Origin of the sequence: Pseudoalteromonas lipolytica, from assembly GCF_900116435.1 — a bacterium.
GTDB lineage: Bacteria > Pseudomonadota > Gammaproteobacteria > Enterobacterales > Alteromonadaceae > Pseudoalteromonas > Pseudoalteromonas lipolytica.
Genome location: NZ_FPAZ01000009.1, coordinates 172,360 through 193,532, shown reverse-complemented (window position 1 = coordinate 193,532; position 21,173 = coordinate 172,360). Strand labels below are relative to the sequence as shown.

Here is a 21,173-nt window from a genome sequence, read left to right as displayed (position 1 = left end):
TTTTTTACCCTTGAAAGCCACTCGTCACTCCTTGTTGAAAAGAGGTAGTCTGCGGGATCTTTAGCATTATATTAGACTGATCTTGCAAAATTACCTTGATAAAAAGAGGCATAACTTTCCTTGTTTCGCCATTAAAATTGCTATACCAATTTGGTTTTGGTTTAACATTTATATTTAAGTATTGTGAGTAATAGTTATCGAGCTCTAAATTATCTTTCCAACCAAAATAACTAAATTTAGAGACTTCTCGCGCTGTATAATGAATGCTTTTTTCACATACTGTACTTCGCGGAATGTTTTCTAATGAAAAGCTTCCATAAGCGAACTCACAATACTTCAGCGTTTTATCTATGATAAACAGCTTGGCTATTGCCATTGGCTCGTTGATCAAGATCGGCTGCTCTGTGATAAACATAATTTCTTTTTCAGTGCCTATAAAAAAAGGTTTTAGCTCATTGTTATAGGAAACAAAAAAAGGTTTCATTGTCCTTACTTGATTATTGACTAACTTAATTATAGTTAGCTCTTCAAGTGAACCAGCATCATCAGAATCACCTAACTGTAATAGTGAAAAACGATAAGCCATTACTGACAGCGACATAACCAATGAAAAAATTACCATTGCTATTAGCACTTCAATTAAAGTGAATGCTTTTTGTGACTTACTACCCTTGCCAGAAAACATCTTTAACTCTCAGTAATTCACGATCATTATCCAGTATTACAACGCTATATAAAATGACACGGCCATTTTGCTGATTCTCATTACTTTCTGACTCTGAAGATATAAACCGTACTGGTGGTTTTTCATCTAACACATCAACACGCCACTGATATTCGTGATCATCAAGTGTATAGGTTCCCGTATTTTGTTTTTCATACTGATAACGGTAACTTACTTCATCTTTTATGAGCTCTGCTAGTAATGCACGATCTATCGCTCTTTCTAAACGGCTTTCATGTAATAACATTGAGCGAGATACAAAACTTAATGCACTGATTGCAATGAACAAAATAATTGAAGCTATTAAAACCTCAATTAGAGTCATTCCTTTATTAAACTTCAAGGACTTCATGCTCAGCCTTATCCTTGCCTTTAAACTTAACCGTTATCACATCGAAGTAGGTACTTACATTCACTAAAACCTTTTGATCTTCGAACTTTAATGATGAAAAATCAACTCGCTTCAACGTCTCGACTTGCTCAGTATTTTCTTGTGTTTCAGGGTCTGCTTTCACACTATTCTGTTTTACAATTTCCAAGTGATTTTCGTAAAACCTGAGCTCAAGCGTTTCCCCTTTATAAACACTGTAGTATTTTGCGAATTTGATACTCTCAGCTAATTGGTTTTTCTCACTATAATATTTTGTCTGATCAAATTGTTTCCACATGTCAGGCAGTACAAACGCACTCGCCAGGCCAATTAATACAAGCACGATTAATAGTTCAATCAGAGTAAAACCAGCTTGCTTAGAATGAAACATCATTTATTGACACAATACTTAACAACATAGTGATCACGACAGATCCTACAACTCCACCCATTACTAAAATTAATAATGGCTCTAACATGGCCGTAAACTTACTAAGCCATTGCTCAAAACTAACGCGAGAACGTGTGGCTATCTCTGAAAATGATTCAGCCAATGTTCCACTTTCTTCACCTACAGAAATTAGAGAAATACCGATATCATCAAATAAGTTTAACTTTGCAAGCTCAATACTTAGCTCACTACCAGCTGACACCGCGTCTACTTTACTTTTTAAGCGCTGCCTTAAGACGGGGTTAATAACAGTTTGTGAAGCAAGCGTTAAACCAGCTGATAAACTCACCCCACTTTCTAAAGTTAGTTGTAACGCGGTAGCAAAACGAATCCGATCAGCTTGTTTTATTATCGTTTTAACTAGTGGGAATGACGTCACTTTTTCGATTAACTTTACTTTAAACTCATGTTTTTTTAGTGCTGATAAAATCACTACAATACCAATAAATAAAATTAAAAAGACATAATATTGGTAATTCTGAATCCACTCTGATGCTGAAATTAAAAACTGAGTGTAGCTGGGTATATCTTCTACCGATTCAAACATGGAAGACATACTGGGAATAACAAAATTAAAAATAGCCCAAATGGCGAGTAAACAAACAATAAGAATAAAGCAAGGATAGGTAATCGCTTGTATAACTTTACTTTTCAACTCACTCTGAAAACGCAAGTTTTGAGATAACCTATTAAAAACGATAGGTAAGTTGCCGGTACTTTCACCTATTTTAACCATTTCGACGTACAGCGTTGAGAATGTCTCCGGTCGCTTAGCAAGCGCCAAACTTAATAACTCTCCCTGCTTGATATCGCTGAGCACTAAAGACCAAAGCTTACCCATGGCAGACTTATTGTTAGATTTTGCTAACACGATAAGTGCTTTATCGATCTTCAAGCCATTTCTTAATAAGGTCGCCAATTGACTGGTCGATTGCTCGAGGTCTGAGGTGGTTATTTTGCCTTTTTGAAAACTATTACGCTGCTCGGCAATTTTAACTATCACTCGGTAGTCTTTTTTAAGAGTCTGCATGGCAGACTCTTCGCTATCAGCATACAACTCGCCTTTTACGAGTTCGCCACTTTCAGAATAAGCATGGTACTGATAAAGCTGACTCACCCAGCTACCCTCATAACTTCTTCAATGGTCGTTACGCCTTGCAGTGCTTTTAGCAGACCATCCTGTTTAAGCGAACGCAATTGCTTTTCTGTCATCAACGCATATAAGTTATCGAGTAATTGTTCATTTTTAGCTAAGCGTTTAACGTCATTATCGCATGGTAAATATTCTAAAAAGGCAACGCGACCACTATAACCTGTATGCTCACATTTTTCGCATCCCACGGCTTTATGTAAACCAATAAAGCTTGGTTGATTAATGTCTGCTAAATGATATTTTTCAAACTGGAGAGCTTGCTCATCGTCTGATAATGGTTGCTTACACTCATGGCATAACGTGCGTGCTAAACGTTGCGCCATAATCGAAATCAGGCCTGCATTTAACAGGTACTCTTCAATACCTAAATCCATTAACCTCGTGTATGCCGTTGGTGCATCGTTTGTATGCACAGTGCTAAAAACTAAATGCCCTGTTAGTGCTGATTGAAGTGCAATTTTTGCTGTTTCATTATCACGGATTTCACCAACCATAATAATATCGGGATCTTGGCGAACAATACTGCGTAAACCAGCAGAAAAATCAAAACCGATTTCTGAGTTTACTTGTACTTGGTTTATACCTGGAAGGTGGTATTCAACAGGATCTTCTAAGGTTACTATTTTAACATCCGACTTATTCATTTTATTTAAAAACGAATAAAGTGATGTTGTTTTACCGGAGCCTGTTGGCCCAGTCATTAAAATAACACCCGAAGTACGTTTTAAGTCTTCATTAATAAAATTAATTAGATCTTGTGAGTAGCCCAGTTTGTCTAAATCAAACTTAACGGCATTCTTAATCAGAAATCGCATTACTACGCTTTCGCCAAACCCCAAAGGTAATGTTGAGCAACGTATATCTAGATCCGTTGCTCCTGCTTTCATTTCAATTTTGCCATCTTGAGGTCGGCGTTTTTCCGCAATATCCATTCCTGATAGAATTTTAACTCTTGATATTACAGCTAATTGTAAACTCAGGGGGATAGGATCAGCTTCCTTTAAAATACCATCAATTCTATATCGTGCCCGATAACGGCCATCTATAGGCTCAATATGTAAGTCTGATGCGCCAAGCTTTACACCTTTATTTATTAAACTATTTACAAGGTTGACTGTGGGTGCACCTAACGCGAGTTCTTTAAGCATGGCTACATTATCAGATGAAACGATAAGGTCAGTTTGTTCTGAAGACAGCGCTTTAAACTGCTCTTTTAAAAGCTCAAACTCTTTCTTTGTAATATTGAAGAACTCAACTTCATGCTTTATGAAACGTAAATAGTCAACGCCTTCATTTGAATGAGGGGATGCAAAACCTAACTTTAATTTTTTTTCATTAACTTCAAGCGGTAGCAAGCCACATTCCAATAGAAAGTCACAATTAATAGCTTTCAGGATATCTTGGTCACTTTGTGTTATGGCCAAGGGCCCTTGCCACTTTGTACAGTTCAATAAATGACAGTACAGATCACTCAATTGGTCTTCATCGATCCAACCTGAATTCAATAATAATATGTCTAACTTATCGTTCGTTGTAGTTTGATACTCAAGAGCTTGAGAAAGCCTTTTATTATCAATTAATTGGTTAGCTAAGACATACTCATGAACTTTAGAATTCCACATCTGCATCTTCACCTTCTCCACCTGGCTTACCATCACGTCCATAACTTTTTAAAGTGAACATTTGAGAGTTTTCATCAGCTGATTTTGGTGAATAATAATAATCATTTCCCCAAGGATCTTGAGGTATTTTTTGCGGAAAATATGGACCATCCCACATTTTTTTTGAACTAGATAACAATTCGTTAAGAGTATCTGGATAGTAACCTATATCTAGACGATAAGAATCTAACGCGGTTGCAATAACCTGCATTTGAGCTTTAGCGGTTCCTTCTCTTGCAGAATCAACCTTGCTAAACATTCTAGGAGCAACTATTGACGCTAGTAACCCTAAAATAACCATAACAATCAATAACTCAACAAGTGTAAAACCATAATTTTTGTATTTATACTTCATTCTCAAATCCTTGATAAGAATATAAAAATAATACTTCTTACTTAATCAATCTAGCATAGCTAAAGCTCAATGCAAGTAACTTATTACTGTTCAACTACTTGCTTTACTGCAATCTCAAATTGCTCGATACTTGCTGCACCAGAGACAATTTGGTAGTTCTCTATAACGTCATTTTTACGTTGTCCAATAATGAACGACGGAGTAGATGATAGGCCTAGTTGAGCAGCTTCATTAATAGACTTAGTCACAATACTATGAACATTTTGATCTTTTACGCATCGATCAAAGGCTTCCTGATCCATACTGTTATTGGTGACAATTTCAGTGATGTCGCTTTGCTGCAAAGAGTTCCCTAATTCAAACAATGTTTCTTTTACAGGCTCATATTTGCCTTGCTGATTAGCACACCTGAGCATCACTGCAGCAAAAGGGGCTTTCGGGTGCAAACTTGCTAATGGAAGCTCTCTTGCAAGTACAGCAACTTGATTCGTGTCTACGAATTTTTCTTTAAATGACGGCCAGGTTTCTTGTTGGAATTTTTTACAGAATGGACAATTTAAATCGGTATATTCAATCATAACCAAAGGTGCATCCTGAGAGCCAATCCATATACCATCCGCTGATAATGATATTTGTTCAGGCCTTACTAGCTCACCTAAACCAACTTGAATTGCAATTTGTCTTTGATTTTTTTTAAGTTTTTCGATTTCTGATTTTAAAGAACTTACTTCAGTATTATTTGTTGTTTGACAACCCGTTAATATTGCGGCTGTAAAGAGAAGGGATACAACTTTTTTCATTTAAACTCCTTTTAACTGTAAAAAACCCTCGCCAAGGCGAGGGTTTTTATAACGTACTAACGAATTAGATTATTGGTTCCATTCGTTTTTATCTAGTACAGGCATTACACGGTCGCTACCACCTAATACACGTTGTACAGACACACCGTGAACTAGGTCACGAGGAGCTGTTACAGTGAATGTTAGTGTATGACGACGCTCATTAGATGCAGCATTTGAACCTAATGCACTTTCAGCGTAACCACCATCAGCACCTTCATAGCTCTTCTGGCTAACTGCTTCTTCAATTAGCTTAGGAACAAAGTAAACCACTGAAGATTTAGCCGCTACAGTACCAAGCTTAACAGCAGTTACTTTACGAGTACCATCGTTACCGTCTGCTGACTCACCAAATACATCAACAGTGATTTCAGCTGATTCGTCATGCTCGTTAGTGATACGTACAAAGTTACCATCAGCGTTTACTACGTAAGGTACTTTAAGAACCGCACCATTTACACCGATGTCATGTGTATTTTTGCTTGCTTCACAGTGATCGATATACGCTGTTGTACCAAAATCTAATGTATAGAATGTGTTTACATTGTAGTTGAAGTTCATAACACCAGAAGTAGATGTGTTAGTAACTGCATAGTACAGTTCGTTGTATGCTGCACCATTTAGATTACTTGTTGCTGCTGCTGGATTACTTTCCCCATCAAGAGAAGTTGCAGGAGTGAATACGTCTAGTGCTTCTGTGTTGTAAACAGGAGCAGCTGCTTTAGTTAAACCAAACGAACCAAAAGTAGTACCTGTTTGTACATTTACTTGGTCAGCTAGAGTACCATCTGAAGCTTGACGTGAGTTGTAAATACCCATTTTAACTGTAGAACCAGGCTCAGAATCAGCAACGAATTGTGTTTCTAAGTGATCGTTTGCAGTTAGTGTGATCTTACGATCAAGTGTCGCGCCACGGTTGTAGAAAGCAGTTTTGTAGATTGCTTGAGTTTTAGTTGCAACTAAGCGTTTAGTTGCGTCTGCATCATATACAAACTCTGTACGTGCAACGATAGCTTGGTTTTCTGAGTTTGAACTTTCAGCATTTACATCTACTGCAGCAGTTGTGCCGCCATTAAACGAGTAGAACTGAGATGAAATATCTGCAATTTTTTGCGCTTTTGCTACAGCACCAATGATGTTGTAACCGTTACCACCATCCGTGATAGCTTCGATTGCTGCGATTGTAACAGACTTCGATGTTGAGTCAGTTGTACAATCAGTGTTTGAAATCTTAATACCTACTGGGTCGATTGCTGTTGAATCTGCACCTGTTGAGATTCTAGAGAAAGCTAGACGAGTACCAGCACCAATTGTGATACCTGCTTTAGTTAAGAAAGTAATTGTGCTTTGTCCATCAACCGCACCATCTGATGAAGCAACAGCTTCAAAGTTAGTGTTAGCGCCTGAACCGTCTGCGTCCTTAACTAAGTGAATTTGGTTAGAGTTACCATCGAACATAGCACCCGTTAGAGTTACTTTAAGTTTAGTACCACCAGGGATGTCAGTAGTTGGAATGTATACGATGTGTTGGTCTGTATCAACACCATCAATCGCGTCAAAGTCGATTGATAAATTACCTGTTAATTCATATGCAATGCTTGTTTCATCAATTGCCGCTAACGTAGTATTGCTTGCTCCTGTTCGAGCACCACAAGAGGCACCCTCATAAATAGTATCAAACGCTGAAACAGCTAAGGCATCTGCACCTTTGTAAACCTCAAAGCAGGCTTCTGTACCAGCATAAGCATTACCAGCTAAAACTGCTGTGATAGCAGCAGGGATTAGAGCGATCTTAGAAATACGCTTCATTTTTTGAACTCCTTGTATCCGAAGGACACTTTTAATTTCAGATTAATCTTGCTTTTAGTCCAACGTACTAACAAACAAGTGAATAATTTTTAAAGTAGCCATTCGACACTCCTAATAAAGTAGCATCAACTGCAGGCCTAATCAGTATGATTAGTAAACAAAATTTATTCAAGGTAAATGCAAAAAAAAATTTCACCTTTATTATGAACTTAAAGTGAATAGTAACAAAAAACCAAATATTACACAGAAAAAATCATATAAAACAATAAGTTAAATGAATTGCAACTTTTTCAAGTTGTTAATGGACACTGTCATTTTAAGGATAATGGTGAAAAAGTCACCAGAAAAAACTGGTTATAAACCAACCAAGGAGAGACTAAAAAAAGAACAGAAAATGAAGCTATTTTGAACTTTCAACTGTATGTTTTTTATGCATAATTGTATATTCATATAAAACATATCCAAGTAATAAATAAAATGTAGGTAGGGTTTTAAAGCGATCACTTATTGCCGATGAGAGGCCGAATAGAAGCACTTCGGATGCAATTAAACAAGCAACTGAAAAAGCCATAGGAAAAAGAGGTTTTTGGGCCTTTTTTGACTCTTTGTACACATAAACGCAAATATACAAGGCAGCTAACTTGACCAATAATATTGCCAATAAGCCAACAATCCCCCATTTGATTAAATGGAAACCATAAAACGATTCAATTACTTCAATTTGGGTTGCTAATTCGTCCCGATTTGAGCCTGATGAAAAAGGTGGATTTGCAGCCATATAATCATAAGCTAACTGCATTTCTTTCAATCTATGGCTTGTTGAATCATCAACATTTCCATCTTCACCACCAAATGTGTCCAAAATATAAGATACTTGAACAAATTCTTCGCTAAAAGTGATAACGACAGCAGTTAAAATAATGAATACTGAAGCAATCAAAACGTATGCACTCTTACGCTTTCTTGCGCCAGTTAACCAAAAAGCGAGCCCTAAAATACCAAATGTTGAAAACAATCCGCCACGACTAAAACTTAAAAACATAGCGATAAAAGCAGCAGCAATGATCACCCACTCTTTCATTGAAATTCGCATACGATTTGCAAAAAAACAAAAATAGTAAAATATAAAAATGGATAAATAGAATGAAAAATCAGAAGGGTAACCGTATGTACCAGACCATCGATAGAAGTGTAAAGCCATATCATCGCTTGGACGCCCTTTAAATAGATCAACCAATGGCCACAGAGCAGGTAAATAAACTAATGCTGAAATTAAGATTTGAAAAATAAAAAGCTTTTTAAAAAAAGAAAAAAAGTCTGACCAATCATCTGATTCTAAAGGGTATAAGAAAGGAATCATGATATAGAGTAGGTAGATTATTGGTCTTAAATAATCAGGTAAGTCTTTAAAAGTAAGCTTTTCTGTGAATATTAGCGATAAGCCCGCATAATATAAAATTAATGAGCCTACAATGATAACTGTGTATTTAATTACTCTCTTATCAAACCTAACAGGTTTAACTATAAGTGTTGCTACAACGAATAGAAAAGCAAAAATATGGAGTACTTTCTGCGCATTAGGCGCTCCGAGTGTGTGGGGCAAAACTGGGAATAATGTGATGAATAACCAAATTATTTTATTAATTAATAAATTATTAAATTTCAAGACACTAACCCCAGCGAAGCTACAGATTAATTTTTATTTCGTAATGCAGAAACAATCACTATCATGCATATCAATACTCCACCGATTAAACCACTCACGACTACAATAAGGGCGCGATTAGGTGAAAACTTGCGTTCTGGTACTATTGCAGGATCGACAACTTTAAAAGCAAACTCTTCTTTAACGGTTGCAAGCATTTTTGTTCTATGTTGCTGTTCAATTAGTTGATAGAACATCTTTTTTGTCTCTAACACATTTGTATTAGCCAATGCTTTCTCTAAGTAATTGATACTTTTAACCGCATCAGAGATTTCTTCTGTTCTAATCGCATAATTAATATCTTTAACTATTAGCTCAGTCACTTTTTTAGTAAATTTCGGTGAAAAATGACGAATTGATAGTGTAATTAGCCCCGTTTTTTTATTTACTTCTAATATAAAGTTATCATCAATAAATTTTTCATAAATAAAATTAATAGTCACCGGATTAGGTGAATTTGCATCAAGTCTTTGTAGCTTCTCTTCGTCATAGATAAGTTGATCTTTAACTGGATCATACCCTTGTGCAGCAAACAGTTCTTTCTGTAGAGAGTGTTTTTCAATAAACATGGTAAGAAACTTTCTACTTTGAAAAACCTCTAGATAAAATAAAGACTTGTCGTTTGCAGCTCCACCTAAGCTAACACCTGCTAATGCAGCTAAACCGCCTAGTTGGCTTGTTGCGCCTCCCCCCATCTCTCCTGAGTTTGACGCTGGCGACAGGACGGCTTGCGCTTGATAAATATTAGGCTTTGAAATTGCGATAGCAACACCTAATGCCACAAAAGCAAAACTAACGAATATGATTAGAAGCTTTCGTTTAAATAAATAACTAATCACTTCACCAAGCGTAACGGCTTCATCTTGATTCATCACTTTTTCCATAATAGCAGCTCCTTTAAATACTACTTATCGCTGCCATAGCAACACCAATTTGATAAATAATTTGTGTGCTTGTGCTCCACAATGTAAGTGTGTCAAGTGATGTTGAATCTAGCGGTACAACAATGGTATCGCCAGGTTCTAATAAATTGTTCCGTTCAACCGCAAACCAACTAGATTTAGGTATAACTACAGAGCCATTCGCCTTAATAATATACAGACGGTCTTCATCAGCAAACTCTTTAAAGCCGCCACTTTTTGATACATATTGAGATAAATCTAGTGTTCCTTCATATAAATGTGATGATGGGTAATTAACTTCACCTATCACACTAATTGAGTCTCTTTGTGGCGGTATAATCAATGCGTCACCATCTTGCAGAATCAAGTTTTGTTCACCATTCAATATTTTAGGTAAATCAATAACTAGTCTACCTTTAGCTTCAACCTTTGATAGATCGGCTAATAGCTGTTTTACTTCAGAGTAAGCAACATCATTCCCACCTGGGCGTAAACTCTTTGTTGCTATTTCTCTTTGTAGACTCTCTGTTAATTTTTTTATTTGCAACTGCTCTTGCTTTTTAATCTCATCACGAGTGAATACAGCACCATTGATAGCCGCAAACTCAGTAAATCCACCAGCCCTTTCAATAACACTGATCAAAGATTCACCTCTGGCTATTGTATACAAACCAGGAAATTTAACTTCCCCTCTTAGTGAAACTTGATTTTCTTCACTCCACTTTGGTGTTGCAAGAATGTTTAAAGTATCCTTGCTTGACAAATAGATTGTCGGGGCGTTTAGTTCTGTCTGTAAATTGAAGCTTGCATGTTCAACATCTAATTCAGCGCCTCTTTTATATGACGTTAACTCAGCTTGAGCCATATAAGCAGATTCAACTAATCCCCCAGCAGCATTGACGGCATCGGCGACAGTAAAGTTATCGCCAATTGGGTAGTTTCCAGGGTAACGTACCTTCCCTTTAACTGTAATAATCTTCACTGGCTTGCTTGGTGATGCTTGATAATTTAACTTTTTCAAAATTGCTTGTAACAAGTTAGCACGAGAAAAAGGACTCAAAACCTTATCATTAAGTTCTCTTACTCCACCTATTTGTGACAACCATTTCATATTTTCTTCAGCTATAAACGCCTTGCTTTCTTCTTCTCCATTTAGCTGGCCTAATGCATCAACATTTACAAACGCTTCGAACAGTTGTTGCTCATATAAATGCCAAAGTTTAGATCTGTTCTGAAGCTCTAATTCCTTTTCAGTTAAATCTAGCGAAGCCAGCATTTTATCCTCTTCATCTTTGTATTCATAACGACTAAATACAAAAACTTCATCGCCCGCTTTTAAAGGAATATTGCTTTCTAATAGCTCAGTGAGGCTAAATTGAATAATTGAAATATCACTAAACGCTCCACCACGTAAAATTAAGCCATAATGCTTATCTGCTTGTGGTAGTAAACTAGTTCTAGGATTACCAATAAGTGATAATAAGTCTGGGGCTTTCGATAAGCTGTATTTACCAGGACGAACAACAGCCCCGATAAGAGTCACTTCATTTCTAAATTCATTACTTGACTCTTGAACCGATATTTCATCACCGTCATGTAGCCTAAAATTTGCCAATTCAGTTGGCGAAATTGAAATTAACTTACGGGCCTCATTCGAATACCGAACAATTTTCACTTCATCTTTATATGCTGAGGCTTTTACACCACCAGCCATATCTAAAACATCACTGACAGTCTCGTTTTCTTTAAACTCAAAATAGGCTGGTCTTCTAACAGCACCAACAACTTTCACACGGTTAGTTATGCTAGGAACAAAAACGGTATCACCTGATTTTAGCTCAATGTTACCAACGGTATTCCCTTGCAATAGTAATTCATAAAGATCTAATGTCTGTATCAATTTACCTTTTCTACGCAGTTGAATGTTGCGCAATGACGCTATATCAGTTAAACCTCCACTTTTGTAGAGACTATGAGTAATGGTTGAAAGTGAGTTCAAAGAGTAACTACCCGGAGTAGAAACTTCTCCTAATACCAAGACATTAATACTTTTTAACTCTGCGATAGAGACATAGATCGATGTCCCTATCAGTTCTCTAGAAACCTTTTCTTTCAATAAACCAACTAGATCTGCGAATGTCAGCCCAATAACATCAATTGGTTGTAGTTCAGGAATAGCAATACGACCACTACTATCGACCTCTACTATTTGCTCACTACTTTGTTGACCAAATAAGGTAATTTTAAGCTTATCGCCAATTCCTAATAAATAGTCATCAGGTACTAGGCTTACCTCGGCTTGATTGAATGATGATGTTTGTTGAGAAAAAATATCGTAGCCAAATGGCTGTACTTTATCTACTTTCGGTTTGAAACGCTTTTCCTCATCAGAAAAATAATTTTCTTCAGATTGCGTTTTTTGATTCTTATTAATCGAAGAACCTAACTCACCTTGCTGCTTGGTGGCTTGAGTATTATTGTCAGAACTAGAAATACTGCCTAAGTCAATACCATACTGCTTAGCTAAAAGTACTTGTTGGCTTTTCGGTAGCTTTTTAAATTGTTCTATTTGTTCTTTACTAGGTGTAATTGCAAATGCAGTACTCACACAAAAAAGAGTAAAAAGCATAAACAGGTGTCTAATCGCCATTTTACAATATGTCCTATAAATTCTAATTCTGAGTAAGGGCGGCTATTGTACACTATGTTTATAAATATAAATATAACGGTATGAAGGACTTTTGAAGGGTAAATTGTAAAAAAGTTATAAGAGCCAGAAGCTCTTATAACTACTTAAAACAAAGATTAAAAACTGTAAACCAACGTTAATGACGTTTCAGTATCTGTATTTTCTTTGTCGTCAGCGACATCAGAGTTGTGGGTAATATTGTACGCCACTTTCATTTGCAGTGAACCATTAATTTTAGCAAGAATGGCTGACTCAGAACGTGTTTTGGTGTTGGTATCACCGTACTCCACAGAAACGAGCTGAGTGAAACGCGCACTGTCTGAAATTTGCCAATTGTAGTCAAGTTTACCTAACGCAATTGCTTCACCTTCACGCTCACCCGCAAGTGAGTTACCGTTTTCGTCAACTTCTGTGCTTGTGTCTGGGTATTGGAAGTATTTATAACCTGGACCCACTTCTGCATTTAACCACATATCAGAACGGTCGATTAATCGTAAACCATAACCCGCTGAAACTACGGTCTCATTACGGTAAGCACCAAAGTAATCAGATACGTGCGAACCGTAAATGAATAGGTGTGAGTGCTTTTCGTTTAGCTTGTAGTTACCCTGTGCAGAAAAAGAGTACTTTTCGTTAGTACGCTGTGTTTCTTTAACACCGGCATCATTTTCGATCTCGTCTTCTTTATAAAGACCATCAAGCTTATATTCGTTATTCCAGCTCTCAAGGTTATGTAATACCTTTATGCCACCTTTTAGAGTGGTTGTTTCTGTATTACCGCTGGTTATGATGGCACCTAACTCACTCGTAACGTCCCACGTTTTCGTTTCATCGGCTGCGAATGCGCTAGTTGCAGCAGATGCTGCAACTAGAATTGATAAAGCTTTTAATTTCATTAAAAAATAACCTTTACTACTTTTAATTAGACAATTTAGTCTTCTTTGTGCAAATGAACGTCCATTTGCGGGAATGGAATAGTGATGTTTGCATCATCAAGTGCAATCTTAATGTTTTCCATTAAGTCGAAATATGTTGGCCAATAGTCAGCAGAGTTAACCCATGGACGAACCACAAAGTTTACGCTTGAATCGGCAAGTTCAGATACAGCTACTGTGTATGCAGGATCTTTTAATAAACGCGTTTCTTTGTCTAGTACTGACTTAAGCACTGCTTTTGCTTCTTTAAGATCAGCGTCGTAACCAACACCAATTACTAAGTCGATACGACGTGTAGACTCACGTGAATAGTTAACAATTGCATCGCCCATGATTTTTGAGTTAGGCATTACAATTACTTTATTGTCTGGTGTGCGCATTTCTGTAGAGAAAATTTCAATTTTCTTAACCGTACCCGCTTTACCGCCAGCTTCAACATAGTCACCTGATTTGAACGGACGAAGTAAAATAATTAATACGCCAGAAGCAAAGTTAGATAATGAACCCTGAAGTGCTAAACCAACAGCTAAGCCCGCAGCACCTAAGATAGCAATGAATGATGTTGTCTCGATACCTAGTTGAGATAGAGCCATTAAGATTGTTGCAGCAAAAACGATTGCATAAACAATGCTCGCTACAAATGAACCTACCGCTTTATCTACTTTTTTCTTATCAAATGCTTTTTCAGTTAACCCTTCGCAGAATTTGGCGATGCGGCTACCAATAAAGAAGATAATTAGCGCCAGAACAGCCTGAACGGCGTAATGTATTATTAAATCTGAATTCTCATTGATCCAGTTCATTATTGTATCCATGTTCTCTCCTGAAGTTCATTTTTAGCGTAACGCTGTTGAAATTATATATGATCTTTGGTTAAAAAATCATTAAATAACATGCAGATTAATCAATGAGTGATTGCTTAATTGCAAAAGCGAGAGTCTAGCCCCCGAAACTGAACGCCAGCTGACCAGTGTTAAGTTTCTGAAATTTCTTACTCTTTCAACTTTTTTATCTTTTTTTATATTTAGGGGTTCACAAGCCCACGTTAATTATGTAATATGCGCGCCACACCAAACATGGTGTATCTCAGTGGCGGCTGTAGCTCAGTTGGTAGAGCCCCGGATTGTGATTCCGGTTGTCGTGGGTTCAAGCCCCATCAGTCGCCCCACTCCCCCCTTTTGTATTTCTTTTGTTGTTCCTTTATAGATTTATTCTTAGCCTAGTTATCCTAGCATTATTTTATTTCAATTTTTAGCCTTTGTTTTTAACTCTCTGTTTTTATTCAGCACATCTTATATATTTCACCTTGCTTATTTTTTAACCACAAAGCTATTTAAAAAGTTGCTGCGCAAACGCGCCATGCAAGCATAACGCCTACGGTTTAATCTAAGCGTGAAATTTATCTCGCGCGAATAGGTTATAAGCAACGAGCATCGAAAAGCGAGATGCGAGATGCGAGATGCGAGCTAGTACAGCTAAACCGAGATGGTTGTTTAATGTTGCTGAACAGGTGTGCTTTTTCGGCGTTAAAACGCCTCCTACGTATGTCGTGTGCATCTTTTGTAGGAAGGGCTTTAGCCGTGAAAGGGTTTTAAGCTACGAAGTACGAGCAGCGAGATGCGAGCTAAACCGAGATGGGTGTTTAATGCCGCCGAAAAGGTTTGCTTTTCGGCGTTAAAAACGCCTCCTACGTGTGTCGTGTGCATCTTTGTAGGAGGGGCTATAGTCGTGAATTTTAAAAGACAGGTTGCTGCGCAAACGCGCCATGCAAGCATAACGCCTACGGTTTAATGTAGGCGTGAAATTAGGTTATAAGCGACGAGGTTGTAAGCAACGAGGTACGAGATGCGAATTGCGAGATGCGAGCTAAATCGAGATAGTTGTTTAATGTCGCTGAATAGGTTTGCTTTTCGGCGTTAAAACGCCTCCTACGTGGGTCGTGTGCATTTTTTGTAGGAAGGGCTTTAGTCGTGAAAGGGTTTTAAGCTACGAAGTACGAGCAGCGAGGTGCGAGCTAAATCGAGGTGGGTGTTTAATGTTGCTGAACAGGTTTGCTTTTTCGGCGTTAAAACGCCTCCTACGTGTGTCGTGTGCATCTTTTGTAGGAAGGGCTTTAGCCGTGAATTTTATAAAGAGACGTTGCTGCGCAAACGCGCGATGCAAGCATAACGCCTACGGTTTAAATAAGACAAAAAAATGCCACCTTTCGGTGGCATTACACACGGGATTATTTCTATTTACTAGAAATGCTTTACATCAGTGCAAGGCCGACGATTTACTCGTCTTTACCTCACGCTTTTTAATTACTTCCAACTTTTCATTTTATGCCCTTTTACAGCATAGAAAAGTATGAATAAATAACAAGGCAACATCACAATATAAGCCATTTGTTGCGCCTCGGCACTTTTAACGCCGCCACTTGCAAGGCCCCAAAATAACGGACCAAATGCACCGCCAGCAATACCCATAACAAGCAAGCCCGACCCCACACTGGTAAGCTTACCTAAGCCCGAAAGCGCTAGCGGCCAAACTGCTGGCCAAACAATTGCATTGGCAAAGCCTAGCACAGCAATCAGCAATAAGGTATCAGGAAGTACCGATTTTAGGCCAAGCAATGTAGAAATAACGACCGACTCATTACTGCCTGTTACTATCGCAAGCGTTAACACACACCCTAACAGCGCTGAAATAGTCAGTGCTGCCTGCTGAGACAACACACGTGGAATCAATAAGATACCTAAAAAGTAACCAAGTACCATACAACCCATGGTGTACGATGTCATCACACTGTATTGCTCGACACCCAATGACAGAGCAAAGCTACCAATGGTGTCACCAGCTATTACCTCGACAGCCACATACACAAACAACGCTACAATCCCTAACGCAAGGCTCGGATGTGCCAATGCTTTTTTAACTTGCCCAGGCTGCTGTTCATCAGCATCATCAATTAGTTCAGGTAACGGCATTTTGGTCACTGCGAAGCCAAGTATACCAATAAAAAGTGCCATCCCTAAATACGGTAATATTAAGCCATTGGCCATGGCATCGATGTCAGCTTGGCTGAGCTCTTTACCTATAAACCCTTTAAAATCACTCAGTATGAGTGCGGTAAACACAATCGGGGCTACAACCCCAGCACCTTTATTTAAAATACCCATAACACTTACACGGGCTGCGGCTGATTCCTCGGGGCCAATTCTTACCACATACGGGTTCACCGCTGTTTGTAGTAATGTTTGACCCGCGCCCATAACGAGTTGCGCAAATAAAAACAGTGCAAACACTTGTGTTTTTGCAGCAGGAATAAATAACAATCCTGCAACCATCATGGTTGCCATGCCAAGGGCCATACCATTTTTGTAACCCACTTTACGAATAATCATCGCTGATGGAATCGCAGTGAATGTTACCGCGATATAAAACGAGAAAATAATCAACGACGCCTGAAACGGCGAAAGCTGCAAAACTTGCTGCAGGAAAGGCATTAAAGAGCCATTTAACCAAGTAGCAAAGCCTAAGATAAAAAACAGCGTGGCAACGATAGCCATAGGTATTAGGCTGCTTTGTTTATTCGTTTCTGACATGGTAATTCCCATTCATAGCATTGACTCAATTTATCAACGCCATTTGTTCAAGATGATTATAAATACGTTTGATGAAATATTTATAACACTAACGCAACAAAAATGACAGCGCTGCCATTAAACTGACATCAAATTGTAGTCATAATACGATGCCTTTAGTTAAAAGCAAGATAATAAAAAAGGGCCAAAGGCCCTTTTAGTTTGCTTGTAATCTATTAATTTACATAGGTTATTCGGCTTGTTTGCTGCGAATTTAAACGGCTGCGCAAGGCTACATTCGCACCATTTTCAACACTGATCGGATCAGTATAAAGCTGCCAATTTTTTCCATTATCTAGGCTGTATTCAATGCTTAAATAGTTAAACGCTGTGTTGGCTTTTAACGTCCCATTTTCAATAACAGCTCCCGGCACAGGTAAATGCAAATTGATACCATCTTGCGCCAGCTTTTCGAGCTCTTTTAAACCCACAGCGCTTGAGAATTCAGCCCAGTCTTTCGCTTGCTTTTTGGTATCGACATTTTCGCCTTCCCACTCTGCTTTGTGCCACGCACGTTCTGCAACTGACAAAATACGCGGAAAAATCATCGCTAACACCTGATCTTCAGTGCGGATAGTTTCAGACCACACCTGACCTTGCATACCCAGAATATTTTCAGGTTTCTCAAGCTTAGGTAACGGGCGACCAACCAAGGCTTCTAAATTAACAATTGGCTCGCGAGTACGGGTATAGTCTGCGTTCGCGTATACATCGTCTGGCATGTAGTTAAAGGTTTTTTTAGTATCGGTGTAACGGGTTGCCCAATAATAACCACGCTCTTCTGGGCTGGCTTCATAGGGATGATCGAAATATAAGTGCGTGCCATGTGATAACACCACTTGGTAGCCCGCATTTGCTAACCGATATGCTCTGTCTGCAACGCCCCACTCCCAAATATTATCCCATGTATTAACCGTAAAGGTTTTATTTGGGAATTCATCACGTTTAAATGAATTCTCACGGTCATACATAATGCCGTCTTCCCAAATTCCTGGGGAAATACCGCGCTTTTCTAATAGTGTCGCGACGCGTTGCGTGAAGTATGGTTTAAGATCAGCGGGGCCCGACACGCCATTACTCGGCTCGGCAAATAACGCCTGACAAACAGGTGAGCCAATCCATGAACCAGCCCCCACTTCATCACCACCAATGTGTAGGTTTTTCAGCTGTACGCCCGCTTCGCGGTACATTTGTTGTAATTCATACGTTACTTTATCTAAAAATGCATAGGTTGAATCCATACAGACATTCATCGAATTATCTTTGTAATTTTGTACCGTCATATACACTGAGGTATCTTTCGGATCGGTCAGTAGATACTGTGTTGCAGGACCCATATCCACTTGTTGTATTTCTTGCTTGGCCGAGCCAGTTTTTATATTGTTTTTAGCTGCTTTTTCGGCTTGTTCGAGCATATTATGATAACGTGCCTCCATCGCTTTTATTGATGCACGCGCATGCCCGGGTCCCTCTACTTCAGGGATGATCTGAATATGGCGATCTTTTGCGTATTTTAACAGTTCAACAAATTCTTCGCGTTTTAAGTAACCATTGCCCGAACCTGTTTTAAATGGTCCCGTACCTAGCTGCGTTAATAAACAGGTGCGCTCTTCTAAATCAAAACAACGGTATCCACCTACCTCGGTAAGCTCCGGTAGGCCAGGTATTTCGAGTCGCCAGCCTTCATCTTCAGAAAAATGCCAATGTAGCTTATTCATTTTATAGCGCGCCATTTGCTCAACGAGCTTAAACATGGCTTCTTTACCGTGAAAGTTACGGCCATTATCGTAATGCATACCACGCCAGCCATAGCGAGGTGAGTCTTCTAATTCAAGCTGAGGTAAGCTTGCTGAGCCTTGGGTTGCTGCTGGCATCAAATTAAGCACACTTTGCATCGCATAAAACACACCAGCATTATCACTGCCGACGATGTTAATGACTTCATCATCAATTTCGAGGGTGTAGCTTTCAGCTTTACCGGCATTCAGTGCAGGGTCGACTTTAAGACGAATAAGTTTCTCTTTACCAAGGTTAATATGGTCAGGCTGCGCTTTAAGGCTAATACCATAGTCATCTTGTAAGTCTTGCATAAACACCATTACTTCGTGCTTGAGCTGACCTTGATAACTAATTTGCCAATCATTATTGATAGTTGTTGTACCCCGGTTAAAGTCAACTTTGCGTGGTTTTGGAATAATGCGTTTTAGTGCTTCTTCTTTACTTACAGCAACGTTATCGGCATTGTTTCTTTCAAAGCGTACTTTAGGCGTTGCAAGCACAGATAAATCTTTCGGCTCGTTATAGCGGTATAATTGGTTATCGCGCGTAAACGGCATTACAAATTGTTTAAAGTCTTCGGTATCTGTGTTTGCAAATACCGCTGGCTTATTTTTTCCTGAAACAAAAAATGCACGCGGCATAAAATCGCTGTAAGCAACAACCCATACTTGTGCATCAAAAGGCAGTTCTAGGCTTTCACCCGCTGCTAACCCTTTAAAGCTGCTCGTTGGCACTATACGGTGTAAGTCACCATTAACATGTTCAATATTTAAGCCTGCGACATGTTCGGTCGAAATTTTACGAACAGAATGAATATAAAGCTGCCAATCACTTTCACCCGCAGGCAAAGCCACGTCAGAGCGATTATTAAGCGTAATTTGACCTAAGAACCCCGCGTCTTTATTACGGAAATTATCTTCTACCGAAAATAGTAATTCAGTGTCTTTAGCAAAGTGATTAACCTGTGATTGCGTCAGTGTCGCATGTGCGACTACAGGTGATGCTACCAGTATCGCGGCGAGTATTGACCTCTTAAAATCCATTACTTTCTCCTCGTTTAAGCCCTGAGTTTACGGTATTTATTCCGTAATATTTGTCATTTTTGTTTATTATTCATACCTATCATATAAAAACTAAAATGACAGCGCTATCATTTTATTAAAAATAAGCGGGTAGCTTCATCGTAGGAAGCGTTTTAACGCTAATTTTATTAAATAGATGTTGCTGCGCAAACGCGCCATGCAAGCATAACGCCTACGGTTTGTTGTAGGCGTGAAATTTATTTCGCGCGAAGAGGTTATAAGCGACGAGATGCGAGATAAATAAGCTTCGAGATACGAGTTGCGAGGTGCGAGCTAAATCGAGATGGCTGTTTAATGCCAGTTAATAGGTTTGCTTTTCGGCGTTAAAACGCCTCCTACGTGTATCGTGTGCATCTTTTGTATGAGTGGCTTTAGCCGTGAAAGGGTTATAAGCAACGAGCATCGAAAAGCGAGATACGAGCTAGTACAGCTAAATCGAGATGGTTGTTTAATGCCGCTGAAAAGGTTTGCTTTTCGGCGTTAAAACGCCTCCTACGTGTGTGATGTGCATCTTTTTTAGGAGGGCTTTAGCCGCGAAAGGGTTATAAGCAACGAGCATCGAAAAGCGAGATACGAGCTAATACAGTTATACTGAGAAGGTTGTTTAATGCCAGTTAATAGGTTTGCTTTTCGGCGTTAAAACGCCTCCTACGTGTGTGATGTATGTCACTTGTAGGAGTGGCTTTAGCCGCGAAAGAGTTATAGCAACGAGCATCGAAAAACGAGATGCGAGCTAATACAGTTATACTGAGAAGGCTTTTAATACCGCTGAATAGGTTTGCTTTTCGGCGTTAAAACGCCTCCTACGTGTGTGATGTGCATCTTTTGTAGGAGGGCTTTTTGTAGGAGTGGCTTTAGCCGTGAATTTTAAAAGAGATGTTGCTGCCTAAATGCGCCATGAAAACATAACGCCTACAGTTTGTTGTAGGCGTGAAATTTATTTCGCGCGAAGAGGTTGTAAGCAACGAGGTGCGAGCTAAATCGAGATGGCTGTTTAATACCGCTGAATAGGTTTGCTTTTCGGCGTTAAAACGCCTCCTACGTGTATCGTGTGCATCTTTTGTAGGAGTGGCTTTAGCCGTGAAAGGGTTAT

15 protein-coding genes and 1 tRNA gene are annotated in these 21,173 nt (G+C 38.8%); 1 reads left to right on the top strand and 15 read right to left on the bottom strand.

The window, feature by feature from the left end; genetic code table 11:
- Positions 1-4: 4 nt before the first annotated feature.
- From BM378_RS11620 to BM378_RS11560, 13 genes are all read right to left on the bottom strand, one after another.
- Complete coding sequence (locus tag BM378_RS11620; protein WP_074989236.1) at positions 5-685, bottom strand: type II secretion system protein; 681 nt, start codon at positions 683-685, stop codon at positions 5-7.
- Complete coding sequence (locus BM378_RS11615; protein WP_036973274.1) at positions 666-1,076, bottom strand: prepilin-type N-terminal cleavage/methylation domain-containing protein; 411 nt, start codon at positions 1,074-1,076, stop codon at positions 666-668. Before BM378_RS11615 ends, BM378_RS11620 begins: the two co-directional genes overlap by 20 nt.
- Positions 1,057-1,488, bottom strand: coding sequence for a prepilin-type N-terminal cleavage/methylation domain-containing protein (locus BM378_RS11610; RefSeq protein ID WP_074989235.1), 432 nt, complete (start codon positions 1,486-1,488; stop codon positions 1,057-1,059). The genes BM378_RS11615 and BM378_RS11610 overlap by 20 nt, the downstream gene beginning before the upstream one ends.
- Positions 1,472-2,662: a type II secretion system F family protein gene (locus BM378_RS11605; protein ID WP_036973276.1), complete on the bottom strand. Its 1,191-nt coding sequence runs from the start codon at positions 2,660-2,662 to the stop codon at positions 1,472-1,474. The genes BM378_RS11610 and BM378_RS11605 overlap by 17 nt, the downstream gene beginning before the upstream one ends.
- Positions 2,659-4,320 carry a GspE/PulE family protein gene (locus tag BM378_RS11600; protein ID WP_074989234.1) on the bottom strand — a complete coding sequence of 554 codons (1,662 nt, stop codon included), beginning with the start codon at positions 4,318-4,320 and terminating at the stop codon, positions 2,659-2,661. The genes BM378_RS11605 and BM378_RS11600 overlap by 4 nt, the downstream gene beginning before the upstream one ends.
- Positions 4,307-4,714, bottom strand: a complete 408-nt coding sequence (gene gspG, locus BM378_RS11595; RefSeq protein WP_036973278.1) for a type II secretion system major pseudopilin GspG — start codon at positions 4,712-4,714, stop codon at positions 4,307-4,309. Before gspG ends, BM378_RS11600 begins: the two co-directional genes overlap by 14 nt.
- Positions 4,715-4,797: 83 nt before the next feature.
- A complete protein-coding gene (locus tag BM378_RS11590; RefSeq protein ID WP_065979552.1) occupies positions 4,798-5,514 on the bottom strand; it encodes a DsbA family protein in 717 nt (238 codons plus the stop codon).
- Between the two features lie 69 nt (positions 5,515-5,583).
- Positions 5,584-7,362, bottom strand: a complete 1,779-nt coding sequence (locus tag BM378_RS11585; RefSeq protein ID WP_074989233.1) for a hypothetical protein — start codon at positions 7,360-7,362, stop codon at positions 5,584-5,586.
- 400 nt (positions 7,363-7,762) lie between these two features.
- Complete coding sequence (locus BM378_RS11580) at positions 7,763-9,028, bottom strand: O-antigen ligase family protein (protein ID WP_065979554.1); 1,266 nt, start codon at positions 9,026-9,028, stop codon at positions 7,763-7,765.
- Positions 9,029-9,054: 26 nt separating this feature from the next.
- Positions 9,055-9,951, bottom strand: coding sequence for a Wzz/FepE/Etk N-terminal domain-containing protein (locus BM378_RS11575; protein ID WP_074989232.1), 897 nt, complete (start codon positions 9,949-9,951; stop codon positions 9,055-9,057).
- Positions 9,952-9,964: 13 nt separating this feature from the next.
- Positions 9,965-12,619: an SLBB domain-containing protein gene (locus BM378_RS11570; RefSeq protein ID WP_074989231.1), complete on the bottom strand. Its 2,655-nt coding sequence runs from the start codon at positions 12,617-12,619 to the stop codon at positions 9,965-9,967.
- 155 nt (positions 12,620-12,774) lie between these two features.
- On the bottom strand, positions 12,775-13,554 hold the full coding sequence (locus BM378_RS11565; protein ID WP_065979557.1) for a DUF481 domain-containing protein: 780 nt from the start codon (positions 13,552-13,554) through the stop codon (positions 12,775-12,777).
- A gap of 35 nt (positions 13,555-13,589) precedes the next feature.
- Positions 13,590-14,408 (bottom strand): mechanosensitive ion channel family protein, encoded by an 819-nt coding sequence (locus tag BM378_RS11560; protein ID WP_036973285.1) that lies wholly within the window; start codon positions 14,406-14,408, stop codon positions 13,590-13,592.
- 277 nt (positions 14,409-14,685) lie between these two features.
- Between BM378_RS11560 and BM378_RS11555 the strand changes: the two genes are divergently transcribed.
- A tRNA-His gene (locus BM378_RS11555) sits at positions 14,686-14,761 on the top strand.
- 1,135 nt (positions 14,762-15,896) lie between these two features.
- Here BM378_RS11555 and nagP read toward each other — a convergent pair.
- Together nagP and BM378_RS11540 are read right to left on the bottom strand one after the other, a co-directional pair.
- The gene (gene nagP / locus BM378_RS11545; RefSeq protein ID WP_405127516.1) at positions 15,897-17,180 is read right to left on the bottom strand and encodes an N-acetylglucosamine MFS transporter NagP; all 1,284 of its coding nucleotides are present in this window, start codon (positions 17,178-17,180) and stop codon (positions 15,897-15,899) included.
- A 215-nt stretch (positions 17,181-17,395) separates the two neighbouring features.
- Positions 17,396-20,041, bottom strand: coding sequence for a beta-N-acetylhexosaminidase (locus tag BM378_RS11540; RefSeq protein WP_074989229.1), 2,646 nt, complete (start codon positions 20,039-20,041; stop codon positions 17,396-17,398).
- Positions 20,042-21,173: the final 1,132 nt, after the last annotated feature.

What these genes read in the sequence shown, in the direction of transcription:
- nagP (WP_405127516.1), bottom strand. Translation starts at nt 17,180, where the DNA reads ATGTCAGAAACGAATAAACAAAGCAGCCTAATACCTATGGCTATCGTT.
- BM378_RS11620 (WP_074989236.1), bottom strand. Translation starts at nt 685, where the DNA reads ATGTTTTCTGGCAAGGGTAGTAAGTCACAAAAAGCATTCACTTTAATT.
- BM378_RS11560 (WP_036973285.1), bottom strand. Translation starts at nt 14,408, where the DNA reads ATGGATACAATAATGAACTGGATCAATGAGAATTCAGATTTAATAATA.
- BM378_RS11615 (WP_036973274.1), bottom strand. Translation starts at nt 1,076, where the DNA reads ATGAAGTCCTTGAAGTTTAATAAAGGAATGACTCTAATTGAGGTTTTA.
- BM378_RS11565 (WP_065979557.1), bottom strand. Translation starts at nt 13,554, where the DNA reads ATGAAATTAAAAGCTTTATCAATTCTAGTTGCAGCATCTGCTGCAACT.
- BM378_RS11610 (WP_074989235.1), bottom strand. Translation starts at nt 1,488, where the DNA reads ATGATGTTTCATTCTAAGCAAGCTGGTTTTACTCTGATTGAACTATTA.
- BM378_RS11590 (WP_065979552.1), bottom strand. Translation starts at nt 5,514, where the DNA reads ATGAAAAAAGTTGTATCCCTTCTCTTTACAGCCGCAATATTAACGGGT.
- gspG (WP_036973278.1), bottom strand. Translation starts at nt 4,714, where the DNA reads ATGAAGTATAAATACAAAAATTATGGTTTTACACTTGTTGAGTTATTG.
- BM378_RS11570 (WP_074989231.1), bottom strand. Translation starts at nt 12,619, where the DNA reads ATGGCGATTAGACACCTGTTTATGCTTTTTACTCTTTTTTGTGTGAGT.
- BM378_RS11585 (WP_074989233.1), bottom strand. Translation starts at nt 7,362, where the DNA reads ATGAAGCGTATTTCTAAGATCGCTCTAATCCCTGCTGCTATCACAGCA.
- BM378_RS11575 (WP_074989232.1), bottom strand. Translation starts at nt 9,951, where the DNA reads ATGGAAAAAGTGATGAATCAAGATGAAGCCGTTACGCTTGGTGAAGTG.
- BM378_RS11540 (WP_074989229.1), bottom strand. Translation starts at nt 20,041, where the DNA reads ATGGATTTTAAGAGGTCAATACTCGCCGCGATACTGGTAGCATCACCT.
- BM378_RS11600 (WP_074989234.1), bottom strand. Translation starts at nt 4,320, where the DNA reads ATGTGGAATTCTAAAGTTCATGAGTATGTCTTAGCTAACCAATTAATT.